The 24,805-nt window shown below is 72.7% G+C and carries 20 protein-coding genes; 15 read left to right on the forward strand and 5 right to left on the reverse strand.

From position 1 onward, the window contains the following. Positions 1 to 37: 37 nt before the first annotated feature. The 4 genes from secD to ACIRS1_RS10520 all read left to right on the forward strand — a co-directional run bounded on the left by secD (position 38) and on the right by ACIRS1_RS10520 (position 6,174). The gene (gene secD, locus ACIRS1_RS10505; protein ID WP_387905906.1) at positions 38 to 1,849 is read left to right on the forward strand and encodes a protein translocase subunit SecD; all 1,812 of its coding nucleotides are present in this window, start codon (positions 38 to 40) and stop codon (positions 1,847 to 1,849) included. Positions 1,850 to 1,853: 4 nt separating this feature from the next. Further along, complete coding sequence (gene secF, locus ACIRS1_RS10510) at positions 1,854 to 2,951, forward strand: protein translocase subunit SecF (protein ID WP_360208884.1); 1,098 nt, start codon at positions 1,854 to 1,856, stop codon at positions 2,949 to 2,951. Between the two features lie 29 nt (positions 2,952 to 2,980). After that, entirely contained in the window at positions 2,981 to 3,565 is a 585-nt protein-coding gene (locus tag ACIRS1_RS10515; protein WP_360208886.1) for an adenine phosphoribosyltransferase, read from the forward strand. 191 nt (positions 3,566 to 3,756) lie between these two features. Further along, positions 3,757 to 6,174 (forward strand): RelA/SpoT family protein, encoded by a 2,418-nt coding sequence (locus ACIRS1_RS10520; protein WP_387905935.1) that lies wholly within the window; start codon positions 3,757 to 3,759, stop codon positions 6,172 to 6,174. A gap of 85 nt (positions 6,175 to 6,259) precedes the next feature. Here ACIRS1_RS10520 and ACIRS1_RS10525 read toward each other — a convergent pair whose 3' ends face one another. Further along, a complete protein-coding gene (locus tag ACIRS1_RS10525; protein ID WP_360208888.1) occupies positions 6,260 to 7,489 on the reverse strand; it encodes a DUF349 domain-containing protein in 1,230 nt (409 codons plus the stop codon). A gap of 264 nt (positions 7,490 to 7,753) precedes the next feature. Next, on the reverse strand, positions 7,754 to 8,581 hold the full coding sequence (locus ACIRS1_RS10530; protein ID WP_402838373.1) for a peptidylprolyl isomerase: 828 nt from the start codon (positions 8,579 to 8,581) through the stop codon (positions 7,754 to 7,756). Positions 8,582 to 8,856: 275 nt separating this feature from the next. On the opposite strand from ACIRS1_RS10530, the gene ACIRS1_RS10535 reads away from it, so the two are divergent. The 4 genes from ACIRS1_RS10535 (at position 8,857) to ACIRS1_RS10550 (ending at position 13,227) form a co-directional block, all read left to right on the forward strand. After that, positions 8,857 to 9,564, forward strand: coding sequence for an MBL fold metallo-hydrolase (locus tag ACIRS1_RS10535; RefSeq protein WP_360208894.1), 708 nt, complete (start codon positions 8,857 to 8,859; stop codon positions 9,562 to 9,564). An 11-nt stretch (positions 9,565 to 9,575) separates the two neighbouring features. Next, complete coding sequence (gene hisS / locus ACIRS1_RS10540) at positions 9,576 to 10,838, forward strand: histidine--tRNA ligase (RefSeq protein WP_360208897.1); 1,263 nt, start codon at positions 9,576 to 9,578, stop codon at positions 10,836 to 10,838. Next, the gene (aspS, locus tag ACIRS1_RS10545) at positions 10,835 to 12,625 is read left to right on the forward strand and encodes an aspartate--tRNA ligase (RefSeq protein WP_402838376.1); all 1,791 of its coding nucleotides are present in this window, start codon (positions 10,835 to 10,837) and stop codon (positions 12,623 to 12,625) included. Before hisS ends, aspS begins: the two co-directional genes overlap by 4 nt. 92 nt (positions 12,626 to 12,717) lie before the next feature. Then, the gene (locus tag ACIRS1_RS10550) at positions 12,718 to 13,227 is read left to right on the forward strand and encodes a GNAT family N-acetyltransferase (RefSeq protein WP_402838378.1); all 510 of its coding nucleotides are present in this window, start codon (positions 12,718 to 12,720) and stop codon (positions 13,225 to 13,227) included. 15 nt (positions 13,228 to 13,242) lie between these two features. On the opposite strand, the gene ACIRS1_RS10555 is transcribed toward ACIRS1_RS10550, so the two are convergent. Next, a complete protein-coding gene (locus ACIRS1_RS10555; RefSeq protein ID WP_402838379.1) occupies positions 13,243 to 14,187 on the reverse strand; it encodes a LysR family transcriptional regulator in 945 nt (314 codons plus the stop codon). A gap of 208 nt (positions 14,188 to 14,395) precedes the next feature. Here ACIRS1_RS10555 and ppk2 point away from each other — a divergent pair, with 208 nt between their 5' ends. The 3 genes from ppk2 (at position 14,396) to rpsD (ending at position 17,615) form a co-directional block, all read left to right on the forward strand. After that, positions 14,396 to 15,214, forward strand: a complete 819-nt coding sequence (gene ppk2, locus ACIRS1_RS10560; RefSeq protein WP_360208906.1) for a polyphosphate kinase 2 — start codon at positions 14,396 to 14,398, stop codon at positions 15,212 to 15,214. Between the two features lie 93 nt (positions 15,215 to 15,307). Next, entirely contained in the window at positions 15,308 to 16,657 is a 1,350-nt protein-coding gene (locus ACIRS1_RS10565) for a replication-associated recombination protein A (protein ID WP_360208908.1), read from the forward strand. A gap of 343 nt (positions 16,658 to 17,000) precedes the next feature. Beyond that, positions 17,001 to 17,615, forward strand: coding sequence for a 30S ribosomal protein S4 (gene rpsD, locus ACIRS1_RS10570; protein ID WP_360208910.1), 615 nt, complete (start codon positions 17,001 to 17,003; stop codon positions 17,613 to 17,615). Between the two features lie 135 nt (positions 17,616 to 17,750). On the opposite strand, the gene ACIRS1_RS10575 is transcribed toward rpsD, so the two are convergent. After that, positions 17,751 to 18,071: a tetratricopeptide repeat protein gene (locus tag ACIRS1_RS10575; RefSeq protein ID WP_387905937.1), complete on the reverse strand. Its 321-nt coding sequence runs from the start codon at positions 18,069 to 18,071 to the stop codon at positions 17,751 to 17,753. Between the two features lie 56 nt (positions 18,072 to 18,127). Then, on the reverse strand, positions 18,128 to 20,356 hold the full coding sequence (locus tag ACIRS1_RS10580; RefSeq protein WP_402838383.1) for an ATP-binding protein: 2,229 nt from the start codon (positions 20,354 to 20,356) through the stop codon (positions 18,128 to 18,130). A gap of 243 nt (positions 20,357 to 20,599) precedes the next feature. On the opposite strand from ACIRS1_RS10580, the gene ACIRS1_RS10585 reads away from it, so the two are divergent. From ACIRS1_RS10585 to ruvX, 4 genes are read left to right on the forward strand one after another with little or no spacing between them, the layout of a single operon-like run. Continuing rightward, on the forward strand, positions 20,600 to 21,079 hold the full coding sequence (locus ACIRS1_RS10585; RefSeq protein WP_360208918.1) for a DUF948 domain-containing protein: 480 nt from the start codon (positions 20,600 to 20,602) through the stop codon (positions 21,077 to 21,079). Positions 21,080 to 21,083: 4 nt separating this feature from the next. After that, a complete protein-coding gene (locus tag ACIRS1_RS10590; protein ID WP_387905923.1) occupies positions 21,084 to 21,506 on the forward strand; it encodes a DUF6167 family protein in 423 nt (140 codons plus the stop codon). After that, complete coding sequence (alaS, locus tag ACIRS1_RS10595) at positions 21,506 to 24,175, forward strand: alanine--tRNA ligase (RefSeq protein ID WP_402838385.1); 2,670 nt, start codon at positions 21,506 to 21,508, stop codon at positions 24,173 to 24,175. Before ACIRS1_RS10590 ends, alaS begins: the two co-directional genes overlap by 1 nt. After that, positions 24,175 to 24,654: a Holliday junction resolvase RuvX gene (gene ruvX / locus ACIRS1_RS10600; RefSeq protein ID WP_387905929.1), complete on the forward strand. Its 480-nt coding sequence runs from the start codon at positions 24,175 to 24,177 to the stop codon at positions 24,652 to 24,654. Before alaS ends, ruvX begins: the two co-directional genes overlap by 1 nt. Positions 24,655 to 24,805: the final 151 nt, after the last annotated feature.

Here is a 24,805-nt window from a genome sequence, read left to right on the forward strand (position 1 = left end):
GTCGGGGAGGTGGCATGGACAGGGAGAAACGAGCAAGGTGGCAACACCCAAGTCGCGCCCGCGCGACGGCTACCCAGGGCGGGCGCTGGCCCTCATCCTGGTCGTCACCGTCGGACTGGTCGCCCTCATGTTCGGGACGGGCAACACCAAGCCCCGGCTCGGGATCGACCTCGCCGGCGGCACCAGCATCACGCTGACCGCGAAGTCGACGGACCCCAAGGCGATCAACAAGTCCAGCATGGACATCGCCACCGGGATCATCGAGCGCCGCGTCAACGGTATGGGTGTCTCCGAGGCGGAGGTCCAGACCCAGGGCGACGACACGATCATCGTGAACATCCCCAAGGGCGGCGACCGGCAGAACGCGGCGGACCAGGTCGGTACCACCGCCAAGCTGTTCTTCCGCCCGGTCCTCGCCGTGGCGCCCAGCGGCTTCACCCCGCCCGCGCCCAGCGGCTCCCCGTCGGCCGGTGCCACCGGCTCCCCGAGCGCGACCCCGTCGAACGGTGCCACCGCGGCGCCCTCGGCCACCGCCTCCGGCACGCCCGCCGCGAGCGCCAGCCCCACCAAGCAGGGCCGCGCCCTCGGTGAGGCCCTCGCCGCCGACGCCAGCCCGAGCGCCGCCGCCACGGGTGCGAGCACCGCCCCGAGCGCCCCGGCCGCCGGCACGCCGTCCGCCGCCGCCACCCAGCCCAGTGCCGCCGACGTCAGCGCCGCGCTGACCCAGGGCACCGTGCCGCCGGAGCTGTCCGCCGCCTTCGCCGCCCTCGACTGCTCCAAGCCCGAGGTCCGCGCCGCCCAGACCGGCGCCGACGACAAGGCCGTCGTGGCCTGCTCGCAGAAGCCCCAGAACGGCTACTACGAGAAGCTCGCCCTCGGCCCCGCGGCCGTGAAGGGCGCGGACGTCTCCAAGGCCCAGGCCACCATCGACACCCAGACCGGCGCCGGCTGGCAGGTCCAGCTGCAGTTCAACGGCACCGGCACCGACGCGTTCGCCAAGGTCACCGGCCAGCTGGCCACCCAGACCCCGCCGACCAACCAGTTCGCGATCGTGCTGGACAACGAGGTCGTCTCGCACCCGCAGGTCAACGGCCCGATCCCGGGCGGCAGCGCCGTCATCACCGGCCGCTTCACCCAGGCCGAGGCGCAGGACCTGTCCAACGTGCTGAGCTTCGGCGCCCTGCCGCTGGAGTTCGCCAAGAGCGACATCACCACCGTCTCCCCGGCGCTCGGCAGCGACCAGCTCAAGGCCGGCCTGATCGCCGGCGCCATCGGCATGCTGCTGGTGGTCGTCTACTCGCTGGTCTACTACCGCGGCCTCGGGCTGGTCTCGATCGCCGGTCTGCTCGTCTCGGCGGCCCTGACCTACTCGATCATGAGCCTGCTCGGCGGCGGGATCGGCTTCGCGCTGAACCTGCCGGCCGTCTGCGGCGCGATCGTCGCGATCGGCATCACCGCGGACTCCTTCATCGTGTACTTCGAGCGCATCCGCGACGAGGTCCGCGAGGGTGCCCCGCTGCGCCCGGCGGTCCAGCGGGCCTGGCCGCGCGCCCGGCGCACCATCCTGGTCTCGGACTTCGTGTCGTTCCTCTGTGCCGCGGTGCTCTACGTGGTCTCGGTCGGCAAGGTCCAGGGCTTCGCGTTCACCCTGGGTCTGACCACCGCGCTGGACGTCGTGGTGATCTTCCTCTTCACCAAGCCGCTGATCACGCTGCTGGCCCGGCGGAAGTTCTTCTCCGACGGCCACCCGTGGTCCGGTCTGGACCCGAAGCGGCTGGGCGCCCGCCCGCCGCTGCGCAGCAGCCGTCGCCGTAGCTCCTCCTCCTCTGCCGCCGTGAAGGAGGCCTGACACCGTGTCTCGCTTCTCCAATCTGGGTCACCGGCTCTACCAGGGCGAGGTCAGCTTCGACTTCGTCGGCCGCCGCAAGCTCTGGTACTCCATCTCCGGCGTGATCGTGCTGGTCGCGGCGATCGGCCTGGCCATGGGCCTGCACCTGGGCATCGAGTTCAAGGGCGGCTCGGTCTACACCGTGAGCAAGCCCGGGCTGACCGTCTCGCAGGCGCAGGAGACGGCCGACAAGGTCGTCAGCTCGCACCCGCTGGTGCAGTCGACCGACAACGGCAAGATCCGCATCCAGGTCAGCACCGAGGAGTCGAAGAGCTCGGACGAGATCCGCTCCGAGCTCTCGCAGAAGCTGTCCGTCCCGCTGAACACGGTCGAGGCCCAGGTCATCGGCCCCAGCTGGGGCAAGCAGATCTCCCAGAAGGCGCTCACCGGCCTGATCATCTTCATGATCCTGGTGACGGCCTACCTGGCGATCGCCTTCGAGTGGCGGATGGCGGTGGCCGCCCTGGTCGCCCTCATCCACGACCTCCTGATCACCATCGGCGTGTACGCCCTGGTGGGCTTCGAGGTCACCCCCGGTACGGTGATCGGCTTCCTGACCATCCTCGGGTACTCGCTCTACGACACGGTCGTCGTCTTCGACACCGTGAAGGAGAACACCAAGGGGCTCACGAAGCAGAACAAGCTCACCTACAGCGAGGCGGCCAACGCGGGCCTCAACCAGACCCTGGTGCGTTCACTCAACACCACGGTGGTCGCCCTCCTGCCGGTCGCGGCGCTGCTGTTCATCGGTGGCGGCATCCTGGGCGCCGGCACGCTGAACGACATCTCGCTCGCGCTGTTCATCGGCCTCGCGGCCGGTGCCTACTCCTCGATCTGCGTCGCCACCCCGCTGCTGGCGCAGCTCAAGGAGGAGCAGCCCGAGATGAAGGCGCTGCGCAAGCGGGTCCTGCAGCACCGGGCCGCGGCCGCCAAGGCTGCCGCCGCGGGCGAGGCCCCGGGCGAGGAGATCGCGGACGAGGACCTGCCGGCGGGTATGGTCGGTCAGCGTGGCCGTGCGGCCGGCACCCCGCGTGCCAAGGGCCGTCCGTCCTCCAAGCGCTGAGCCCGACCCCGACCCCCGAGGACACCACCGTGACCACCGCCGACACCGCCCCTCCCAGCCCGCAGCCGGGCGGGAGGGGCCCGCTCGCCGAGCTGCTGAACAGCCGGATCCGGGACGTCCCGGACTACCCGAAGCCGGGCGTGCTGTTCAAGGACATCGCGCCGTTGCTCGCCGACGCCGAGGCCTTCGGCGCCCTCACCCGGGCGCTGGCGGACCGGGCGCTGGAGCTCGGGGCGACCAAGGTGGTGGGCCTGGAGGCGCGCGGCTTCGTGCTGGCGGCCCCGGCGGCCGTCGCGGCCGGACTCGGTTTCGTGCCGATCCGCAAGCAGGGCAAGCTGCCCGGCGAGGTGTTCCGGCGCTCGTACGAGCTGGAGTACGGCTCGGCGACGCTGGAGGTGCAGTGCGACGCCTTCGCGCCCGGTGAGCGGGTCCTGGTGGTGGACGACGTGCTGGCCACCGGTGGCACCATCGGTGCCTCGCTGGACCTGGTGAAGGAGGCCGGCGCCGAGCTGGTGGGCGTCCTGGTGCTGATGGAGCTGGGCTTCCTGGACGGCCGGCAGCGGCTGGCCGGGCACCTCGGCGGGGCTCCGTTGGAGACGCTGGTCACGGTCTGAGGGACCTGATGGAGGGCGGCGGTCGGATCATCCGACCGCCGCCCTTCCGTTTCCGGGCCGGGTGGATGAACACCGGGCCGCCCGGCTCGGTACCATGAAGATTCATCCCCTCCCGGCCGCGTCGCACCGCACGGGCCGCGGCAGGGGTCGGCCCCCCGGTGCCCCGAGGAGAGTCCTTGCCCGACGAGGTTGTGCCCACGGCCGCAGCGGCCGCCCCCGACAACCGTCCCACGCCCTCGGGGGCCACCCCGGCACGCCCGGCGCCGACCTCCTCGCGACCGACCGCGCCGACCGGCCGCGGCTCCTCCTCCGGCGGCATGCGCGCCCGCCTGGCCCGCCTCGGCGGCCAGCGCTCCAGCGTGCTCAACCCCGTCCTGGAGCCGCTGTTCCGCTCGATCCGGGCGAACGACCCGAAGGCCGACCCGGCGCTGCTGCGGGACATCGAGCGGGCCTACGCCGTCGCCGAGAAGTGGCACCGCGGGCAGAAGCGCAAGAGCGGCGACCCGTACATCACCCACCCGCTCGCCGTGGCGACCATCCTCGCCGAGCTCGGGATGGACGCCCCGACCCTGATGGCCGGGCTGCTGCACGACACGGTCGAGGACACCGACTACGGCCTGGAGACCCTGCGCAAGGACTTCGGCGACTCGGTGGCCCTGCTGGTCGACGGCGTCACCAAGCTCGACCGGGTCAAGTTCGGCGAGGCCGCGCAGGCCGAGACCGTCCGCAAGATGGTCGTCGCGATGGCCAAGGACCCGCGGGTCCTGGTGATCAAGCTGGCCGACCGCCTGCACAACATGCGCACGATGCGCTACCTCAAGCGGGAGAAGCAGGAGAAGAAGGCCCGCGAGACCCTCGAGATCTACGCCCCGCTGGCGCACCGGCTGGGCATGAACACCATCAAGTGGGAGCTGGAGGACCTCGCCTTCGCGATCCTCTACCCCAAGATGTACGACGAGATCGTCCGGCTGGTCGCCGAGCGCGCCCCCAAGCGGGACGAGTACCTGGCGACCGTCATCGACCAGGTCCAGGGGGACCTGCGCGGCGCCCGGATCACCGCCTCCGTCACCGGCCGGCCGAAGCACTACTACTCGGTCTACCAGAAGATGATCGTCCGGGGCCGGGATTTCGCCGAGATCTACGACCTGGTGGGCATCCGGGTCCTGGTCGACACCGTCCGCGACTGCTACGCGGCGCTGGGCACCATCCACGCGCGGTGGAACCCGGTGCCGGGGCGGTTCAAGGACTACATCGCGATGCCCAAGTTCAACATGTACCAGTCGCTGCACACCACGGTGATCGGCCCGGGCGGCAAGCCCGTCGAACTGCAGATCCGTACCTTCGACATGCACCGCCGGGCCGAGTACGGCATCGCCGCGCACTGGAAGTACAAGCAGCGCGCGGTGGCCGGCGCCTCCAAGGTCCGCACCGACACCCCGACCCAGGTCCGCAAGGACGACAAGGCCGGCGCCGTCAACGAGATGGCCTGGCTGCGGCAGCTGCTGGACTGGCAGAAGGAGACCGCCGACCCGGGCGAGTTCCTGGAGTCGCTCCGCTTCGACCTGGCCAGCAACGAGGTCTTCGTCTTCACGCCCAAGGGCGACGTGATAGCGCTGCCGGCCGGTGCGACCCCGGTCGACTTCGCCTTCGCGGTGCACACCGAGGTCGGCTACCGGACCATAGGGGCCCGGGTGAACGGGCGGCTGGTGCCGCTGGAGTCGACCCTGGAGAACGGCGACACCGTCGAGGTGTTCACCTCCAAGGCGGAGAACGCCGGCCCGTCCCGGGACTGGCTGGGCTTCGTCAAGTCGCCGCGAGCCCGCAACAAGATCCGCGCCTGGTTCTCCAAGGAGCGCCGCGAGGAGGCGATCGAGCACGGCAAGGAGGCGATCGTCCGGGCGATGCGCAAGCAGGGCCTGCCGATCCAGCGGATCCTGACCGGCGACTCGCTGGTCACCCTGGCCCACGAGATGCGCTACCCCGACATCTCCTCGCTCTACGCCGCGATCGGCGAGGGCCACGTCGCCGCGCAGAACATCGTGCAGAAGCTGGTCCAGGCGCTCGGCGGCGAGGAGGGCGCCACCGAGGACCTCGCCGAGACCGCGACCCCGACGCACGACAACCGCCGAGCGGTGCGCCGCCGGGCCAAGGGCGACCCGGGCGTGATCGTCAAGGGCGTCGAGGACGTCTGGGTCAAGCTCTCCCGCTGCTGCACCCCGGTGCCGGGCGACCCGATCCTCGGCTTCGTGACCCGCGGCAACGGCGTCTCCGTCCACCGCGCCGACTGCGTCAACGTCGAGGCGCTGAGCCAGCAGCCGGAACGGATGATCGACGTCGAGTGGGCGGCCACCCAGTCCTCGGTCTTCCTGGTGGCCATCCAGGTCGAGGCGCTGGACCGGTCCCGACTGCTGTCGGACGTCACCCGGGTGCTCTCCGACCAGCACGTCAACATCCTGTCGGCGGCGGTGCAGACCTCCCGCGACCGGGTCGCGATGAGCCGCTTCACCTTCGAGATGGGCGACCCGAAGCACCTCGGCCACGTGCTCAAGGCCGTCCGCGGCGTCGAGGGCGTCTACGACGTCTACCGCGTCACCTCGGCCCGCAAGTAGCGGCCGGGCCCGCGGCGCGCACGAGGAAGGCCCCCGGGGGAGTCCCCCCGGGGGCCTTCGGCGTACGGCGGGCCGACCGGGACGGTCAGCCGCTGAACTCCTCCTGGCTGCGGTGCGCCTGCTCCAGCAGGGTCTGCACACCGGCCAGCTCGGACTCCAGCTTCGCGGCCTTGGACGCGTTGCCGGCGGCACGGGCCTTGTCCAGGTCGGCCTGGATCTTCTCGGCCTTGGCCTCGAACAGGCCGACCATGCCGGCGGCACGGGCCTTGGCCTCCGGGTTGGACCGCTTCCACTCGGCGTCCTCGGCCTCGCGGATGGCCCGCTCGACCGCGTTCAGCCGGCCGTCCAGCTTCGGACGGACGTCGCGCGGCACGTGCCCGATCGCCTCCCAGCGCTCGTTCACCTCGCGCAGCGCGGCCTTGGCCGCCTTCAGGTCGGTGATCGGCAGGATCGCCTCGGCCTCGGCCGCCAGCGCCTCCTTGAGCTGCTGGTTGGCGACCTGCTCGGCGTCCCGCTCGCTGAACACCGCGGAACGGGCCTGGAAGAACACGTCCTGCGCGCCGCGGAACCGCGCCCACAGCTCGTCCTCGACGTCGCGCTGGGCCCGGCCGGCGGCCTTCCAGCGCGCCATCAGGTCGCGGTAGCGGGCCGCGGTGTCGCCCCACTCGGTGGACGAGGAGAGCGCCTCGGCCTCGGTGACCAGCGCCTCCTTGGTCTGCCGGGCCTGCTCGCGCTCGGCGTCCAGGGTCGCGAAGTGCGCCTTGCGGTGCTTGGAGAAGACCGAGCGGGCGTGCGAGAAGCGGTGCCACAGCTCGTCGTCGCTCTTGCGGTCCAGGCGGGGCAGACCCTTCCAGGTGTCCACCAGGGCGCGCAGCCGGTCCCCGGCCTCCCGCCACTGGGTCGACTCGGCGAGCTGCTCGGCCTCGGCGACCAGCGCCTCCTTGGCGGTGCGGGTCTCGTCCTGCGCCTTGGCCCGGGCGGCCTTGCGCTCCTCGCGCCGGCTCTCGATCTCGCCGGCGAGCGTGTCCAGTCGCTTGGCCAGGGCCTCCAGGTCACCGACCGCGTGCGCCTCGACGACCTGGGTGCGCAGGTGGTCCAGCGCGGTCTGGGCGTCCTTGGCGGCCAGGTCGGTGGTGCGCACCCGCTTCTCCAGCAGGCCGATCTCCACCTCGATGCCCTGGTACTTGCGCTCGAAGTAGGCGAGGGCCTCCTCGGGCGAGCCGGCCTGCCAGGAACCGACGACGCGTTCGCCGTCGGCCGTCCTGACGTAGACCGTGCCCTGCTCGTCGACACGGCCCCACGGGTCGCTGCTCATAGCGCGTCCTCCACATGACGTCGCGCCCGCGCCGGGGCGGCGCGCGTCCGTCGTCCACAGTTGATGTGCGGCGGACCGATGAGTCCGCCGTCCCCGTCCGCCGAGACTTGCTGCCGAGGGTGGCGGCTAGGCGGGTCCGGGCACCCTATACAACGCCAACATAGGCGACCAGGCCCGGTGCTGTCCGCATCCGGGCCGGGCGATTTCGGGCCCGGGCCGCCCGCGGGCGCCGTCGGCAAGCCTCGCGGGCGACCCCGGGGTAGGTCAACCCTTCGTGGCGGTGACCGAGTTGAAGGTGACGTCGGCCATCGGGTGGCCGTCCGTGCCGCCCTCCAGGGTGCCCGCGGCGGCGATCTTCTGCACCACGTCCAGGCCGCCGGTGATCTTCCCGAAGGGGGTGTAGTTCGGCGGCAGCTGGGTGTCCTTGTAGACCAGGAAGAACTGGCTGCCGTTGGTGCCCGGGCCGGAGTTGGCCATCGCCACGGTGCCGGCCGGGTAGGTCGCGCCGGTCAGGTTCTCGTCCGCGAACTTGTAGCCCGGGTCGCCGGTGCCGCCGGGGACGGTCGCGCTGGCGGTCGGGTCGCCGCACTGCAGCACGAAGATGCCGTCGGTGGTCAGACGGTGGCACTTGGTGTGGTCGAAGTACTTCTCGCCGGCCAGGAAGGCGAAGGAGTTCACCGTGTGCGGCGCCTTGGCCGCGTCGAGCGACAGCGTCACCTTGCCGCAGTTGGTGTCCAGCACGGCCGTGTACGAGGCGGCGGTGTCGATCGACATGGCCGGCTCGGTCTTCCACTGCTTGCCGTTCGGCGTACCCGGCGCCGGCGCGGCGCAGCCCTCGACCGCCTTGCGGACCGGGGCGGTCGGCTCGTTGGCCTGGGTGGGCGCGGCCTGGGGCGACTTGTCCTTGCCGTCCGAGTCGAACGCGCCGGTGCCGATCAGCGCACCGCCGCCGGCCAGGACCACGACGGCGAGCGAGGCGCCGAGGATCGCGTTGCGGCGCTTGCGCGCGGCCCGGGCCGCGGCCCGGCGTTCCGCCTGGCGCTCGTACTTCTCTCGGGCGAGCTGCCGCCGCCGCTGTTCGCTGCTGACCACCGGCCGTGTCTCCTACGGATGTGCTGGAAAAGTGGATGGGTACCGGAGCGGATCATCGCATCCATCAGCGGCCAAGTGTAGGGACCGGGCCCGTAAGAACGCGGTGAACCTGTCAGGACGAAGCGTGGCCGCCGCCCGCATCTGGTTCGCAACCGGACCCGCACCGCCGGTAGGCTGCCCATACACCACTGGTAGCCGCATCCCCGGAAGCCGCCCCCAGCACCCGGCAGCCGCACCCGCAGCCGCCGCTGCCGACCGCATCACGAAGGACGCGCGTGTTCATCGCCGGATTCCCCGCTGGAGCCTGGGGCACCAACTGCTACCTGGTCGCACCGGCGGCGGGCGAGGAGTGCGTCATCGTCGATCCCGGCCACCAGGCGGCCCGCGGCGTCGAGGAGATGGTCCGCGAGCACCGCCTCAAGCCCGTCGCCGTGCTGCTCACGCACGGCCACATCGACCACGTGGCCTCGGTGGTCCCGGTCTGCGGCGCCCGCGGCGTCCCGGCCTGGATCCACCCCGAGGACCGGTACATGATGTCCGACCCGGAGAAGGCGCTCGGCCGCTCTCTGGGCACCCAGCTGATGGGCGAGCTCACCGTCGGCGAACCCGACGACGTGCGCGAGCTCACCGACGGCGCGCTGCTGGAGCTGGCCGGCCTGGAGCTCACCGTCGACCACGCCCCGGGCCATACCGGGGGGTCGGTGACCTTCCGGACGCCCGGTGCCGAGGACCTCCCCCCGGTGCTGTTCTCGGGCGACCTGCTGTTCGCCGGCTCCATCGGGCGTACCGACCTCCCGGGCGGGGACAGCGCGGCGATCATGCGCTCGCTGGCCCGGGTGTGCCTGCCCCTCGACGACACCACCGTGGTCCTCTCCGGCCACGGCGGACAGACCACCATCGGCCGCGAGCGCGCCACCAACCCCTACCTCCGAGAGGCAGCGGGGGCGGCAGGCGCCCCGGCCTTCCCGCGACGAGGAATGTGACGGAAGAGAAGTTGAGCACCTTCACCGCCCCCAAGGGCACCTACGACCTGCTGCCCCCCAGCTCCGCGACCTTCCTGGCGATCCGCGAGCGCATCGCCGCGCCCGCCCGCCGGGCCGGCTACGGCTACGTCGAGACCCCGGTCTTCGAGGACGTGAAGCTCTTCTCCCGCGGCGTCGGCGAGTCGACCGACATCGTCAGCAAGGAGATGTACAACCTCACCACCCGGGGCGGCGACGAGCTCGCGCTGCGTCCGGAGGGCACCGCCTCGGTGCTGCGCGCCGCCCTCCAGGCCAACCTGCACAAGCAGGGCAACCTGCCGGTCAAGCTCTGGTACTCCGGCTCGTACTACCGCTACGAGCGCGCCCAGAAGGGCCGCTACCGCCAGTTCTCGCAGGTCGGAGCGGAGGCCATCGGCGCGGAGGACCCGGCGCTGGACGCCGAGTTGATCATCCTGGCCGACGACGCCTTCCGCTCGCTGGGCCTGAGCGACTACTCGCTGCTGCTCAACAGCCTCGGCGACAAGCAGTGCCGCCCGGTCTACCGCGCCGCCCTGGTCGAGTTCCTCGCCGGCCTGGACCTGGACGAGGACACCCGCCGCCGCGCCGGGATCAACCCGCTGCGCGTCCTCGACGACAAGCGCGAGGCCGTGCAGGCCCAGCTCGTCGACGCCCCGAAGCTGCGCGACTACCTGTGCGAGGAGTGCAAGGCGTACGACGAGAAGGTCCGCGAGCTGCTCACCGCGAACGGCGTCGCCTTCGTCGACGACCCCAAGCTCGTCCGCGGCCTGGACTACTACACCCGCACCACCTTCGAGTTCGTGCACAACGGCCTCGGCGCCCAGTCCGCGATCGGCGGCGGCGGCCGCTACGACGGCCTCTCCGAGATGATCGGCGGCCCGGCGCTGCCCTCCGTCGGCTGGGCCCTCGGCGTGGACCGCACCTTCCTGGCGATGGAGGCCGAGGGCGCCGCCCTGGACCTCCCCGCCGCCACCTCCGTGTACGCCGTCGCGCTCGGCGAGGAGGCCAAGAACGTCCTGTTCGCCAAGGTCGTCGAGCTGCGCCGGGCCGGTGTCGCCACCGACCTGGCGTTCGGCGTGAAGAGCATCAAGAACGCCATGAAGTCGGCCGACCGGTCCGGCGCCCGCTTCGCCCTCGTCGCCGGTGACCGCGACCTCGCCGAGGGCGTCGTCCAGCTCAAGGACCTGACCACCGGCGAGCAGAACCCCGTCGCCCTCGACGCACTCGTCACCACCCTGAAGGAGAAGCAGCTGTGATCCGCACGCACGACGCGGGCACGCTCCGCCCGGAGCACGCAGGCACCACCGTCACCCTGGCCGGCTGGGTCGCCCGCCGCCGCGACCACGGCGGTGTCGCCTTCATCGACCTGCGCGACGCCTCCGGCACCGTGCAGATCGTGGTCCGCGACCTGGACTCGGTGCACGGCCTGCGCGCCGAGTACTGCGTCAAGGTCGTCGGCGACGTCCGGGTGCGCCCCGAGGGCAACGAGAACCCCGACATCCCGACCGGCGCCGTCGAGGTCGTCGTCAGCGGGATCGAGGTCTTCTCCGAGGCCGCCCCGCTGCCCTTCCCCGTCGCCGAGTACGAGCCGGGCACGGTCAACGAGGAGGTCCGGCTGCGCTACCGCTACCTGGACCTGCGGCGCGAGGGCCCCGCGAAGGGCCTGCGGCTGCGCTCGAAGGTCAGCAACATCATCCGCCGGGTGATGGAGGAGAACGACTTCCTCGACATCGAGACGCCGTACCTCACCCGCTCCACCCCCGAGGGCGCCCGCGACTTCCTCGTCCCGGTCCGCCTGCAGCCCGGCCACTGGTACGCCCTGCCGCAGTCGCCCCAGCTGTTCAAGCAGCTGCTGATGGTGGCCGGCATGGAGCGCTACTACCAGATCGCCCGCTGCTTCCGCGACGAGGACTTCCGCGCCGACCGGCAGCCGGAGTTCACCCAGCTGGACATCGAGGCCTCGTTCGTCGACCAGGAGGACATCCTGGCCCTCGGCGAGAAGATCGTCGGCGCCATCTGGCGCGAGGTGCACGGCTACGAGCTGCCCACCCCGCTGCCCCGGATGTCCTACGCGGACGCCATGTCCCGCTACGGCTCCGACAAGCCGGACGTCCGCTTCGGGCAGGAGCTGACCGACCTCACCGAGTACTTCAAGGGCACCGCGTTCCGCGTCTTCCAGGCCCCGTACGTCGGTGCCGTGGTCATGCCCGGCGGCGCCTCGCAGCCCCGCAAGGCGCTGGACGCCTGGCAGGACTGGGCCAAGGCGCGCGGCGCCCGCGGCCTGGCCTACGTCGTCATCGACGCCGAGACCGGCGAGCTGCGCGGCCCCGTCGCCAAGAACCTGTCCGAGGAGCACCTGGCCGGCCTGGCCGCCGCCGCGGGCGCCAAGAACGGCGACGCGATCTTCTTCGCGGCCGGCAAGCAGCGCGCCTCCCAGGAGCTGCTGGGCGCCGCCCGCCTGGAGATCGGCCGCCGCTGCGAGCTGATCGACGAGTCGCAGTGGGCCTTCCTCTGGGTCGTCGACTTCCCGATGTTCGAGCCCATCGAGGACGACAAGGGCGAGTTCCAGGGCTGGCACGCGGTGCACCACCCGTTCACCGCACCGACCGCCGAGTCGCTGGCGACCTTCGACACCGACCCGGGTGCGGCGCTCTCCAATGCCTACGACCTGGTCCTCAACGGCTCGGAGCTGGGCGGCGGTTCGATCCGTATCCACCAGCGCGACGTGCAGAAGCGGGCGTTCGACGCGATCGGCCTCTCCGAGGAGGAGGCGGCCTCGCAGTTCGGCTTCCTGCTGGACGCCTTCAACTACGGCCCCCCGCCGCACGGCGGCGTCGCCTTCGGCCTCGACCGGATCGTCACGCTGCTCGGCGGCTACGACACCATCCGGGACGTCATCGCCTTCCCGAAGACGTCCACCGGCGGGGACCCGCTGACCGGCGCCCCGACGCCGATCACCCCGGCGCAGCGCCGCGAGGCGGGCGTGGACGCCACCCCGAAGCAGCGCGAGGACGCCAAGTCCGAGGCCCAGCCCAAGGCCTGACGCCGAATCCGCTAACCTGCAACGGCCCCGGACGGTCCACCCACCGTCCGGGGCCGGTCCACAACGGTGTGTGACACAGGGAGGGTTGACTCATGAAGGTCACCACGAGAGTCGAATGTCCGGACGACGCCCCGGCCACCAGACGCGTCCACATGGCCGCGTTCCCCGGCCCGGACGAGGCGGACCTGGTGGACGCGCTGCGCCGCGATCCCGCCTGGGTGCCCGGGCTGTCCGTGGTCGCGGTCGACGAGACCGGGCTGGTGATCGGGCACGCGCTGCTGACCCGGCTGCAGGTCGGCGAGGACGGCGTGGGGCTGGCGCTCGCGCCGGTCGCGGTCGCCCCGGAGTGGCAGCGCAAGGGCGTCGGCGAGCTGGTCGTCCGGGCCGCGCTGGCGGCGGCCGAGGAGGCGGGCGAGAAGCTCGTGGTCGTCCTCGGCGATCCGGCGTACTACGGGCGGTTCGGCTTCGCCCCGGCCGTGCGGCACGAGGTCAGCGGCCCGTTCGAGGTGCCCGAGACCTACTTCCAGACGCTGGCGCTGCCCGCGTACGACGGCGGTCCGCGCGGGCTCTGCCGTTACCCGGAGCCCTTCGTCTCGGTCTAGGGCGTGTCTTTAGGATCACGCCAGGCGATCGCCGCCGGGGCACGCACCGCGCCGGCCCGACCCCCCGCCGAAGGGCACCGTGACCCGGCAACTGTGCACGAACGCGGCCATCGCCGGCGTGAGTTCGCGGTCCTTCGGCCAGTAGAGCCCGACCTGGCTCGGGCTGAGCCCCCGCACCGGCCGGTAGGCGACGTCATCCCGCGCGGCCAGCCGGCTCATCGTCTCCGGTGCGAAGCCGACGCCCTGGCCGCACACCACCGCGGCCAGCCACTCGTCGGAGTTGTGCGCCACCGCGCCGATCCGCACCGGACGCCCGCCCCGCTCGTGGGCCGCGAGCCAGTACTCGCGCCAGTGCCCGGCCTCGTGCGGTATCGCCACGAACGGTTCGTCCGCCAGGTCCTCGAGGTCGAGCTCGGCCCGGGCTGCCAGCCGGTGCCCGGCCGGCAGTGCCGCGACCCGCGCCTCCTGGCCGAGCACGGCGGCGTTGTAGTGCTCGACCAGCCACGGCGGTCCGTGCCAGAGCGTCAGGTCGATCTCGCCGGTGGCCAGTCCCGAGGTCGGGTCGAACCAGTTGTTCTGCCGCAGCTCCACCTGCCAGCCGGGCATCCGCCGGGCGAAGTCGGCGAGCGTGCTGCGGGTCACCAGGTTGATGATGCCGCCCTCGAACCCCACCCGCAGCACCGAGCACTGCTCGGCCGCGGCCGCGCGGGTGGTGCGCAGCGCGTCGTCCCAGCCGGCCAGCAGCGCCCCGGTGTGCGCCGCCAGTGCCCGGCCGGCCTGGGTGGGCGTCATGCCGCGCCGCGAGCGCTCGAACAGCTCGACCCCGAGCAGCGCCTCCAGCTGGCGGATCTGCTTGGTCAGCGTCGGCTGGGAGACGAACAGCCGGGCCGCCGCGGCGGTCAGCTGACCCTCCTCGCAGACCGCGGTGAAGCTGCGCAGCAACCGGGTGTCGACATCCATGCCCCAAGGTTATGGAACGGGATATTGGACCGGCCCGGCAGGTGTGGGCCAAGGTTGATCGTTCGGCGTCCGCGCCGATCGGACGGGGGAGCGCGGCAGCGGCGGTTCAGGGGGCCGCCGCTGTCGCGGACCCGTCGCACGACCTGCGGAACCGGCCCCCAGCGCCTACGGTGACTGGTGATCAGCGGCGTCGGACGGAGGAGCCCAGGTGGCCAAGGAGCAGCGGACCGCGGAGTCGGAGCGGCTGTCGAGGAAGCCCTACGAGCGGGAGCTGCTGCGGCTGCAGCAGGAGCTGGTCAAGCTCCAGGAGTGGGTGCGGGTCACCGGGGCCCGGCTGGTGGTGGTCTTCGAGGGCCGGGACGCCGCGGGCAAGGGCGGCGCGATCAAGCGGGTGACGGAGTATCTGAACCCGCGCATCGCCCGGGTCGCGGCGCTGCCGACGCCGACCGAGCGGCAGCGGACGCAGTGGTACTTCCAGCGCTACGTGGAGCAGTTGCCGGCCGCCGGCGAGATCGTGCTGTTCGACCGCAGCTGGTACAACCGGGCCGGTGTGGAGCGGGTGATGGGCTTCTGCACCGACGAGGAGTACTGGCAGTTCCTGCACCAGTGCCCGACCTTCGAGCGGATGCTCATCGAGGCGGGCATCCTGCTGCGCAAGTACTGGTTCTCGGTCAGCGACACCGAGCAGGAGGCGCGCTTCCGGGCCCGGCTGGGGGACCCGATGAAGCGCTGGAAGCTCTCCCCGATGGACGTCGAGTCGATCACCCACTGGGAGGACTACTCGCGGGCCAAGGACGAGATGTTCGGCCACACGGACGTCCCGGACTCGCCGTGGCACGTGGTGGAGAGCGACGACAAGCGCCGGGCGAGGATCAACATGATCGCCCACCTGCTCTCCACCGTCCCGTACCACGAGGTCACCGCGCCGAGGATCGACCTGCCGCCCCGCCCGGCCCCGCGCGGCTACCAGCGGCCCCCGCGCGACCTGCAGAAGTACGTTCCGGACCACGCGGCGAAGCTGGGCTAGGACGTGGTCCCGCGGATCCCGTCGGACGGGTCGCGCCGCCGCGGTCCGCGCAGGCGCCCCGGGACTGTCACGGCCCTCGCATAGGCTTCCGGTGTGGACGAACCGGACCTCTTCACCGCCGCCGCCGAGGAACGCCAGGCCAGGGAGCCCGGGCGGGCCCCGCTGGCCGTGCGGATGCGCCCGCGCACGCTGGACGAGGTGGCCGGGCAGCGGCAGCTGCTGAAACCCGGCTCGCCGCTGCGCCGACTGGTCGGGGGCTCGCGCGGGCCGGCCGCCACCAGCTCGGTGATCCTCTGGGGCCCGCCCGGGACGGGCAAGACCACCCTGGCGCACGTGATCAGCCAGGCCGTGGAGGGCCGCTTCGTCGAGCTGTCCGCGATCACCGCCGGGGTCAAGGAGGTCCGCGCGGTGATCGACGGCGCCCGGCGGGCGGTCGGCATGTCCGGCCGGGAGACGGTGCTGTTCCTGGACGAGATCCACCGCTTCTCCAAGGCGCAGCAGGACTCGCTGCTGCCCGCCGTGGAGAACCGCTGGGTCACCCTGATCGCCGCGACCACCGAGAACCCCTACTTCTCGGTGATCTCCCCGCTGCTGTCGCGCTCGCTGCTGCTCACCCTGGAGTCGCTCACCGACGAGGACGTCCGCGCCCTGCTGCGCCGGGCGGTGGCCGACGAGCGCGGCCTGGAGGGCGCCCTGGAGCTCACCGGGGAGGCCGAGGACCACCTGGTCCGGCTGGCCGGCGGGGACGCCCGGCGGGCGCTGACCACCCTGGAGGCGGCCGCCGGGGCGGCGCTGGAGAAGGGCGAGCCGAGCATCACGCTGGCCACCACGGAGACGGCCGTGAACCAGGCGGCGGTGCGCTACGACAAGGACGGCGACCAGCACTACGACGTGGCGAGCGCGCTGATCAAGTCGATCCGGGGCAGTGACGTGGACGCCACGCTGCACTACCTGGCCCGGATGATCGAGGCGGGGGAGGACCCGCGCTTCATCGCCCGCCGGCTGATGATCTCCGCCAGCGAGGACGTCGGCCTGGCGGATCCGACGGCCCTGCAGACGGCGGTCGCGGCCGCCCAGGCGGTGGCCCTGATCGGCTTCCCGGAGGCGCGGATCATCCTCTCCCAGGCGGCGATCGCGCTGGCGCTGGCGCCCAAGTCCAATGCCGCCTACCTGGCGATCGACGCGGCGCTGGCGGACGTCCGGCAGGGCCTGGCGGGGGCCGTCCCGCCGCACTTGCGGGACGCGCACTACGGGGGCGCGGGCAAGCTGGGCCACGGGCGGGGCTACCAGTACCCGCACGACCTGCCGGAGGGCATCGCGGCCCAGCAGTACGCGCCGGACGCGGTGCACGGCAAGGAGTACTACCGGCCGACCCGCCGCGGCGGCGAGGCCCGCTACGCGGACGTGGTGGAGTGGACGCGGGGGCGGCTGCGGGGGGAGTGAGCCCCGCCGGGGGCGGGTGATCGGCCTCCCGGGGTGCCGGTATACTCGATCGGAGTGCCATGTCCCGGGACGGCGGCGGGGGAGACCCCACCGACCGGCCGCACCAGCGGGGCAGTGGCCGTAGGCCTCCTCCGGGAGGTCCGCACCAGGAGCGTCGCGCACCGTTATCGGTGTCGCGGGCGGCCGGACACCCGGCCGGCCCGTGTGACAAGCACTTCCGTGCCCGGCTCCGGAGAGCGGCTGATCGCGTCCGCGCAGGCGGCGTGGTTTTCTCCGGGTCGCGACGTGCGACCTCCGTCAACACCTGGTGAAGCCGTATTCGTAAGCAAGGAAGGTTTGGTTCATGGCGAACCAGAAGCGCCCCAAGGTCAAGATCGCGCGTGCGCTCGGCGTGCCGCTGACCCCGAAGTCCGTCAAGTACTTCGAGGCCCGCCCGTACCCGCCCGGCCAGCACGGCCGTGGTCGCAAGCAGAACTCGGACTACAAGGTCCGTCTGCTCGAGAAGCAGCGTCTGCGCGCCCAGTACGACCTGAGCGAGAAGCAGATGGCGCGCGCGTTCGACCGCGCGAAGAAGGCCGAGGGCAAGACCGGTGAGGCGCTCGTCGCCGAGCTGGAGACCCGCCTCGACGCCCTGGTCCTGCGTTCGGGCATCGCCCGCACCATCTACCAGGCCCGTCAGATGGTCGTCCACGGCCACATCGAGGTCAACGGCGGCAAGGTCAACAAGCCGTCGTACCAGATGAAGCCGGGCTTCGTGGTGACCGTCCGCGAGCGCAGCAAGGAGAAGGTCCCGTTCCAGGTCGCCCGTGAGGGTGGCTACGCGGGCGAGGGCCAGACCCCGAAGTACCTCGAGGTCAACCTGAAGGCCCTGGCCTTCCGCCTGGACCGTGCGCCGCAGCGCAAGGAGGTCCCGGTGATCTGTGACGAGCAGCTGGTCGTCGAGTACTACTCGCGCTGACCCGCGGCGGTCCCGCTCCGGCGGTACCACAGCGAGCCCCCGTCGCCTTTCGAGGCGGCGGGGGCTCGTCCCTTTTCCGGGGGGGGTGTCCCCGGTGTCCCCGGGATGCCCCCGGGGCCGGGTCGGCAGCGGCTCTCAGAGGTCCTCGCCGGTCATCGCGGCGGCCATCCGCAGGTGCGGGCGGGCCTCCGCGGCGCGGCCGCGGCGCTCCAGGGTGCGGCCGAGCATCAGCCTGGCGTAGGCCTCGGCCGGGTCGGCGTCGAGGATCCGGCGCAGCTCCTCCTCGGCGCGGCCGAGCTGGGCGGAGTGGTAGTAGCTGCGGGCCAGCAGCAGCCGGACGGAGAGGTTGCCCGGCTCCTCGGCCAGCACGCCCTCCAGCAGGCGGGCGGCGTCGGTGTACGCCTTGGACTCGAAGTGGAACGTCGCGAGGCGGTACTCGTCGGCGGTGGTGGTCACGGCCACGGTGGGCTCCTTCCGGGTGGTTCCTCGCCCCCTCCAGCAATGGACAAGTTTCAACTATTCCGCACCGGCGAGGGCGCCGGCGCGGGTGGCACCGAGCAGGGCCCGGGGCCGGGCTCAGGCCCGTCCGCCGAGCCCCCGCCGCCCAGCGCCCGGGAGACCGCCGCGTCCAGGTCGAGCCGGGCGCCGGCCTCGTAGCAGTCCTGGTACTCCTGCTCGGTGAGCCCGGCCCTGGCACGCTCCGCGCACTCCTGGTGCGGGCCGAAGAAGGACCGCGAGCCCAGGAACGGCAGGCCGACCGTGCGCCAGATCCGGTGCGCCGCGCCCTGCAGCACCCGGGCCTCGCGCAGGTCCCCCGGTTCCCCCGGGCCGCCGGGCTCGGTCTCCAGCAGCGCCAGCAGGTCGATCGCCAGCACGATGCCCAGCAGGTCGTGGAACAGGTGGTTCAGCCGGACGCTCTCCCGGGCCAGCGCACGGGCCGAGCGGACGGCTCCGTCCATCCAGTGCGAGTACGCCATCGCGTAGAGCACGTAGGCGTACGCCCACTGCTCGCCGTGCTCCTCGCACAGTTCGCGGGCCTGCCCGAACCAGAGCTCGCCGCTCTCCACGTCCCCCTGGAACAGGTAGGCGACGCCCAGCTCGAACATGGCCATCACGACGTTGCTGTTCAGCTCGCCGATCGTCCGGTAGTGCCAGAGCGCCTCCTCGAACAGCTCGGCGGCGCGGTCCGGTTCGTCGCCGATCAGGGCCGCGCAGCCCTGCCGGTGGACGGCGTAGGCGAGCGCCCGGTCGTCGCCGGTGTCGAGGGCCTGGCGGCGGCACTCCTCCAGGGCCGGGCGGGCGGTCGCCAGGTCGCCCTGCAGGGTGGCCATGTAGCCCGTGACCCAGAGGGCCTTGGCACGGGCCTCGGTGGGTTCGCGGTCCAGGGCGAGCGCGCGGTCCAGCCAGTGCCGGCCCTCGCCGAGGTGGCCGCAGCCGACCCAGTAGAACCAGAGCGTGCCGGCCAGCAGCAGGGCGATCTGCTCCTCGCCGGGCTCGGCCAGGCAGAACTCCAGCGCCGCGCGCAGGTTGGTGTGGGCGAGTTCGGTGCGCTCGGCGGTCTCGGCCTGGCGGGGGCCGAACCACTCGACCTCGCCCCAGGTGGCCACCCCCAGGTACCAGTCCCGGTGGCGGCGCAGCAGCCGCTGCTCCTCGCCGGCGGCGCGCAGCCAGTGCGAGCCGTATTCGCGCAGGGTGTCCAGCAGCCGGAAGCGGACGCCGAAGCTGCTCTCCTCGCGCAGGACCACGGACTTGGCGACCAGCTCGTCCAGCAGGTCGAGGACGTCCTCGGCGTCCAGGCCGTCGCCGGCGCAGACGTACTCGGCGGCGTCCAGGTCGAAGCTGCCGGCGAAGACCGAGAGGCGGGCCCAGAGTAAACGTTCCTGCGCCGTGCAGAGCTCGTGACTCCAACCGATCGTCGTCCGCAGCGTCTGATGCCGGGGCAGAGCCGTCCGGGAGCCCCCGGTGAGCAGCCGGAACCGGTCGTCCAGCCGGGCGGTGATCTGCTCCACCGACAGCGCCCGCAGCCGCCCGGCCGCCAGCTCCACGGCCAGCGGGATGCCGTCCAGCCGCCGGCAGAGCAGCCCCACCGCCTCCGCATTGGCCGCCGTCACCTCGAAGGACGGCAGCACCGCCCGGGCCCGGTCGGCGAACAGTCGCACCGCCTCCGGCAGCGCGTCCGACCCCACCCGGCCGACCGGCAGCGGCCCCACCGGCAGCGGGGCCAGCGTGTGCAGGTGCTCGCCGCAGGCCCGCAGCGGAGCCCGGCTGGTCGCCAGCACCCGCACACCCGGCAGCCCCCGCAGCAGCGCCTCCGTCAGCTCCGCGCACGCCGCCACCAGGTGCTCGCAGCCGTCCAGCACCAGCAGCAGGCGCTGGCCGGCCAGCCGCTCGGTGAGGACGTCCATCGGCGGGCGGGCGGTGCCGTCGGTCAGCCGCAGCGCCTCCAGCACGGCGTGGCCGAGCAGCAGCGGGTCCTGCACCGGGGCCACCTCCACCAGCCAGGTGCCGTCCGGGAAGGCGCCGGCCGCCCGGGCCGCGGCCCGCAGCGCCAGCCGGCTCTTGCCCACCCCGCCCGGGCCCGTGACGGTCACCAGCCGGGCGCCCGCCAGCAGCCTCGCCAGCTCCGTCAGCTCCCGCCGCCGCCCGACGAAGCCCGTCACCTCGGCCGGCAGCCGGCCGGGCTCCGGCTCGCGCGGCCACACCCCGGGCTCCCCGGGTTGTGCTCTCCAGTCGCCGGCCAAGCGGTGCTCCCCGTGGTCCCGGCCCGGACCCTCGCGGTCCGGGCCTGCGTCGGGCCGTACGGGCGACGGCCCGCCTGGCAGAACGAGGTGACCGGCCGGTGGGTTACGCGCGGGTTCGCACACCCGACCGGATCGGCGGGCCGGCGTCCCCCGCGGCGGCGGGCGCCGACCCGGTCCGGAAACCGGGCCCGGGCGCGATAGGGTTCCGTTCTGGAGAACAGCAAGGCGAGGGAGCGCGCAAAGGTGTCCGTGGGAGAGCTGGCCGGATTGCTCGTCGCCGTGTTCTGGGCGGTCCTGGTCACCCTGCTCGCCGTGGTGCTGGTCCGCCTCTCGCGGGTGCTGAAGGAGGCCGCCGTCCTGGTCTCCGCGGTCACCGAACAGGCCGTCCCGCTGCTGACCGAGGCCGGTGCCGCCGTGCGCAGCGCCAACGAGCAGCTGGAGCGGGTCGACGAGATCACCGCCAACGTGCAGGACGCCGCCGCCAACGCCAACGCCCTCTCCTCCACCGTCGCCGCCACCCTCGGCGGGCCGCTGGTGAAGGTCGCGGCCTTCAGCTACGGCGTCCGCAAGGCCGTCGCCAAGCAGCAGGGCGGCCAGCCGTCCGTGCCGCTGCAGGGCGGCGAGCGCGAGGAGCTGGCCCGGCTGGTCCGGGCCGAGGTGCGCGCCGCGACGGCGCCCAGGAACGGCCTGCTCTCGCGGGTCCGGCGCGCGGTGAGGGGCTGACGGCATGGTGCGACGCGTCTTCTGGATGGCGGTCGGTGCCGGTGCCACCGTCTGGGCCATGAACAAGGCCAACGAGGCCGTGCAGCGGCTCACCCCGGACAACCTCTCGGGCACCGCGGCCCGCGGTGCGCTGCACCTGGGCGACCTGGCCAAGCAGTTCGCCCAGGACGTGCGGGCCGGCATGGCCGAGCGCGAGGAGCAGCTGCGCGACGACCTCGGACTCCACGGCACCGCCGTCGTCGAGCCCCGGCGCCGCCGAGCGCTCCGGGGCGAGCCGCAGTACCGAGCTATCTCGGCGGCGCCCGGCAGCCCGGCCGCCGCCCTGCCTCCGTCCAGCAGTGCCCGCAAGACCCCCCAAGCCATGGAAGAAACGCCCCGCCGCGCCCTGCCGCCGCGGGGCGGCACCCCGAACCGGAAGGACCACTAATGGAGTCGGCTGAGATCCGCCGCCGCTGGCTGCGCTTCTTCGAGGAGCGCGGCCACACCGTCGTTCCGTCGGCGTCCCTGGTCGCCGACGACCCCACCCTGCTGCTCGTCAACGCCGGCATGGTGCCGTTCAAGCCCTACTTCCTGGGCGAGGTCAAGCCGCAGTTCTCGCGCGCCACCAGCGTCCAGAAGTGCGTGCGCACCCTGGACATCGAGGAGGTCGGGAAGACCACCCGGCACGGCTCCTTCTTCCAGATGTGCGGCAACTTCTCCTTCGGCGACTACTTCAAGGAAGGAGCCATCAAGTTCGCGTGGGACCTGCTCACCACCCCCGTCGCAGACGGTGGCTACGGCCTGGAGAAGGAGAAGCTCTGGATCACCGTCTACAAGGACGACGACGAGGCCGAGCAGATCTGGCGTGACGTCATCGGCGTGCCGGCCGAGCGGATCCAGCGCCTCGGCATGAAGGACAACTTCTGGTCGATGGGCGTCCCCGGCCCGTGCGGCCCGTGCTCGGAGATCAACTACGACCGCGGCCCCGCGTACGGCGAGGAGGGCGGCCCGGCCGTCAACGGCGAGCGCTACCTGGAGATCTGGAACCTGGTCTTCATGCAGTACGAGCGCGGCCACGGCGACGGCAAGGACGGCTTCGAGATCCTCGGCGACCTGCCGAGCAAGAACATCGACACCGGCCTCGGCCTGGAGCGCCTCGCCGCCATCCTGCAGGACGTCGACAACCTCTTCGAGATCGACACCAGCCGGATGATCCTCGACCGCGCCGCCGAGCTCACCGGCCACACCTACGGCGCCGACCACAAGTCGGACGTCTCGCTGCGCGTCGTCACCGACCACATCCGCACCGGCCTGATGCTCGTCGGCGACGGCGTCACCCCCGGCAACGAGGGCCGCGGCTACGTGCTGCGCCGCATCCTGCGCCGCGCCATCCGCAACATGCGCCTGCTCGGTGCCACCGGCCCGGTCGCCAAGGACCTGATCGACACCGCGATCAAGGCGATGGCCCCGCAGTACCCGGAGCTGGAGGCCGACCGCAAGCGCATCGAGACGGTCGTCGTCGGTGAGGAGGCGGCCTTCCTGCAGACCCTGAAGGCCGGCACCAGCCTGCTGGACGCCGCGGTCACCGAGACCCGGCAGGCCGGCGGCGCCGTCCTCTCCGGCGACCAGGCCTTCAAGCTGCACGACACCTACGGCTTCCCGATCGACCTCACCCTGGAGATGGCCGAGGAGCAGGGCCTCCAGGTCGACGAGGCCGGCTTCCGCCGCCTGATGCAGGAGCAGCGGGACCGCGCCAAGGCGGACGCCAAGGCGAAGAAGATGGGCCACGCCGACGTCGCCGCGTACCGCGAGGTCGCCGACACCTCCGGCGCCAGCGTCTTCACCGGCTACACCCTCACCGAGGGCGAGGCCACCGTGGTCGGCCTGCTGGTGGACGGCGTCCCGGCGCCGGCGGCCTCCGAGGGCGACGAGGTCGAGATCATCCTCGACCGCACCCCCTTCTACGCCGAGGGCGGCGGCCAGCTCGCCGACCACGGCCGGATCCGGCTGGAGTCCGGCGCGGTGGTGGAGATCCGCGACGTGCAGCAGCCCGTCCCGGGCGTCGTGGTGCACTCCGGCGGCGTGCTGTTCGGCGAGGTCGTGCTCGGCGCCTCGGCGTACGCCACGATCGACGTCGAGCGTCGCCGGGCGATCGCCCGCGCCCACTCGGCCACCCACCTGACCCACCAGGCGCTGCGCGACGCGCTCGGCCCGACGGCCGCCCAGGCCGGCTCCGAGAACGCCCCCGGCCGCTTCCGCTTCGACTTCGGCTCGCCCGCCGCCGTCCCCGGCAGCGTGCTGGTCGACGTCGAGCAGAAGATCAACGACGTGCTGGGCCGCGAGCTCGACGTCACCGCCGAGGTCATGACGATGGACCAGGCCCGCAAGGCCGGCGCCATCGCGATGTTCGGCGAGAAGTACGGCGACGAGGTGCGCGTCGTCACCATCGGCGACTTCTCCAAGGAGCTGTGCGGTGGCACGCACGTCGGCAACACCGCCCAGCTGGGCCTGGTGAAGCTGCTCGGCGAGTCCTCGATCGGCTCCGGCGTGCGCCGGGTGGAGGCGCTGGTCGGCGTCGACGCGTACAAGTTCCTGGCCCGTGAGCACACCGTGGTCGCCCAGCTCACCGAGCTGGTCAAGGGCCGCCCGGAGGAGCTGCCGGAGAAGATCTCCGGCATGCTCGCCAAGCTCAAGGACGCCGAGAAGGAGATCGAGCGCTTCCGCGCCGAGAAGGTGCTGGCCGCCGCGGCGGGCCTGGCCGACTCGGCCGAGGACGTGCACGGCATCGCCGTGGTCGCCGCTCAGGTCGCCGACGGCGTCGGCGCCGACGAGCTGCGCAAGCTCGTCCTGGACGTGCGCGGCCGCCTCGGCTCGCGCCCGGCCGTGGTCGCCGCGTTCACCGTCGCCAACGACCGGCCGCTGACCGTGATCGCCACCAACGAGGACGCCCGCGGCCGCGGCATCAAGGCCGGCGAGCTGGTCCGCGTCGCCGCCAAGACCCTCGGCGGCGGCGGTGGCGGCAAGGACGACGTCGCCCAGGGCGGCGGCTCGAACCCGGCCGCCGTCGGCGAGGCCGTCGCCGCGGTGCGCGCCCTGGTCGCGGAGCGCGCCTCCTGATGGAGTTCGAGGAGAGGCCCTTCCGGCGCGGGCGGCGGATCGCCGTCGACGTCGGTGACGCCCGGATCGGGGTCGCGTCCTGCGACCCCGACGGGGTGCTCGCCACACCCGTGGAGACCGTCCCGGCCGGAGTGAAGTCGCAGGCCAGGATCGCCGCCATCGTCGAGGAGTACGACGCGATGGAGGTGATCGTCGGGCTGCCCCGCTCGCTGAGCGGCAAGGAGGGCCCGGCGGCGGAGAAGGTCCGGGCGTACGCGGCGCGGCTGGCCAACCGGCTCTACCCGGTGCCCGTCCGGCTGGTCGACGAGCGGATGTCGACCGTCACCGCCACCCACGGGCTGCGCGCCTCGGGCGTCAAGGCGAAGAAGGGCCGCTCGGTCGTCGACCAGGCCGCCGCGGTGGTGATCCTGCAGACCGCCCTTGAGTCCGAACGGGTGAGCGGACGCCCGCCCGGTGAGAGCGTCGAGGCGGCGGGCTGACCGGCCTGTTCTAACGTCCCGGTGAGGGGTGCGGGGGGGGGCGGGCGCCCCGGCCCCCCCCCGGGGGTGGGGGGCCCCCCCGGGGGCCCCGCCCCCGGCCCCCCCCGCCGGGCCCCCCCGGCGCCCCCCCCCCCCCCCCGGGGGGCCCGGG

Origin of the sequence: Kitasatospora sp. NPDC101176 (assembly GCF_044768035.1) — a bacterium.
Lineage (GTDB): Bacteria > Actinomycetota > Actinomycetes > Streptomycetales > Streptomycetaceae > Kitasatospora.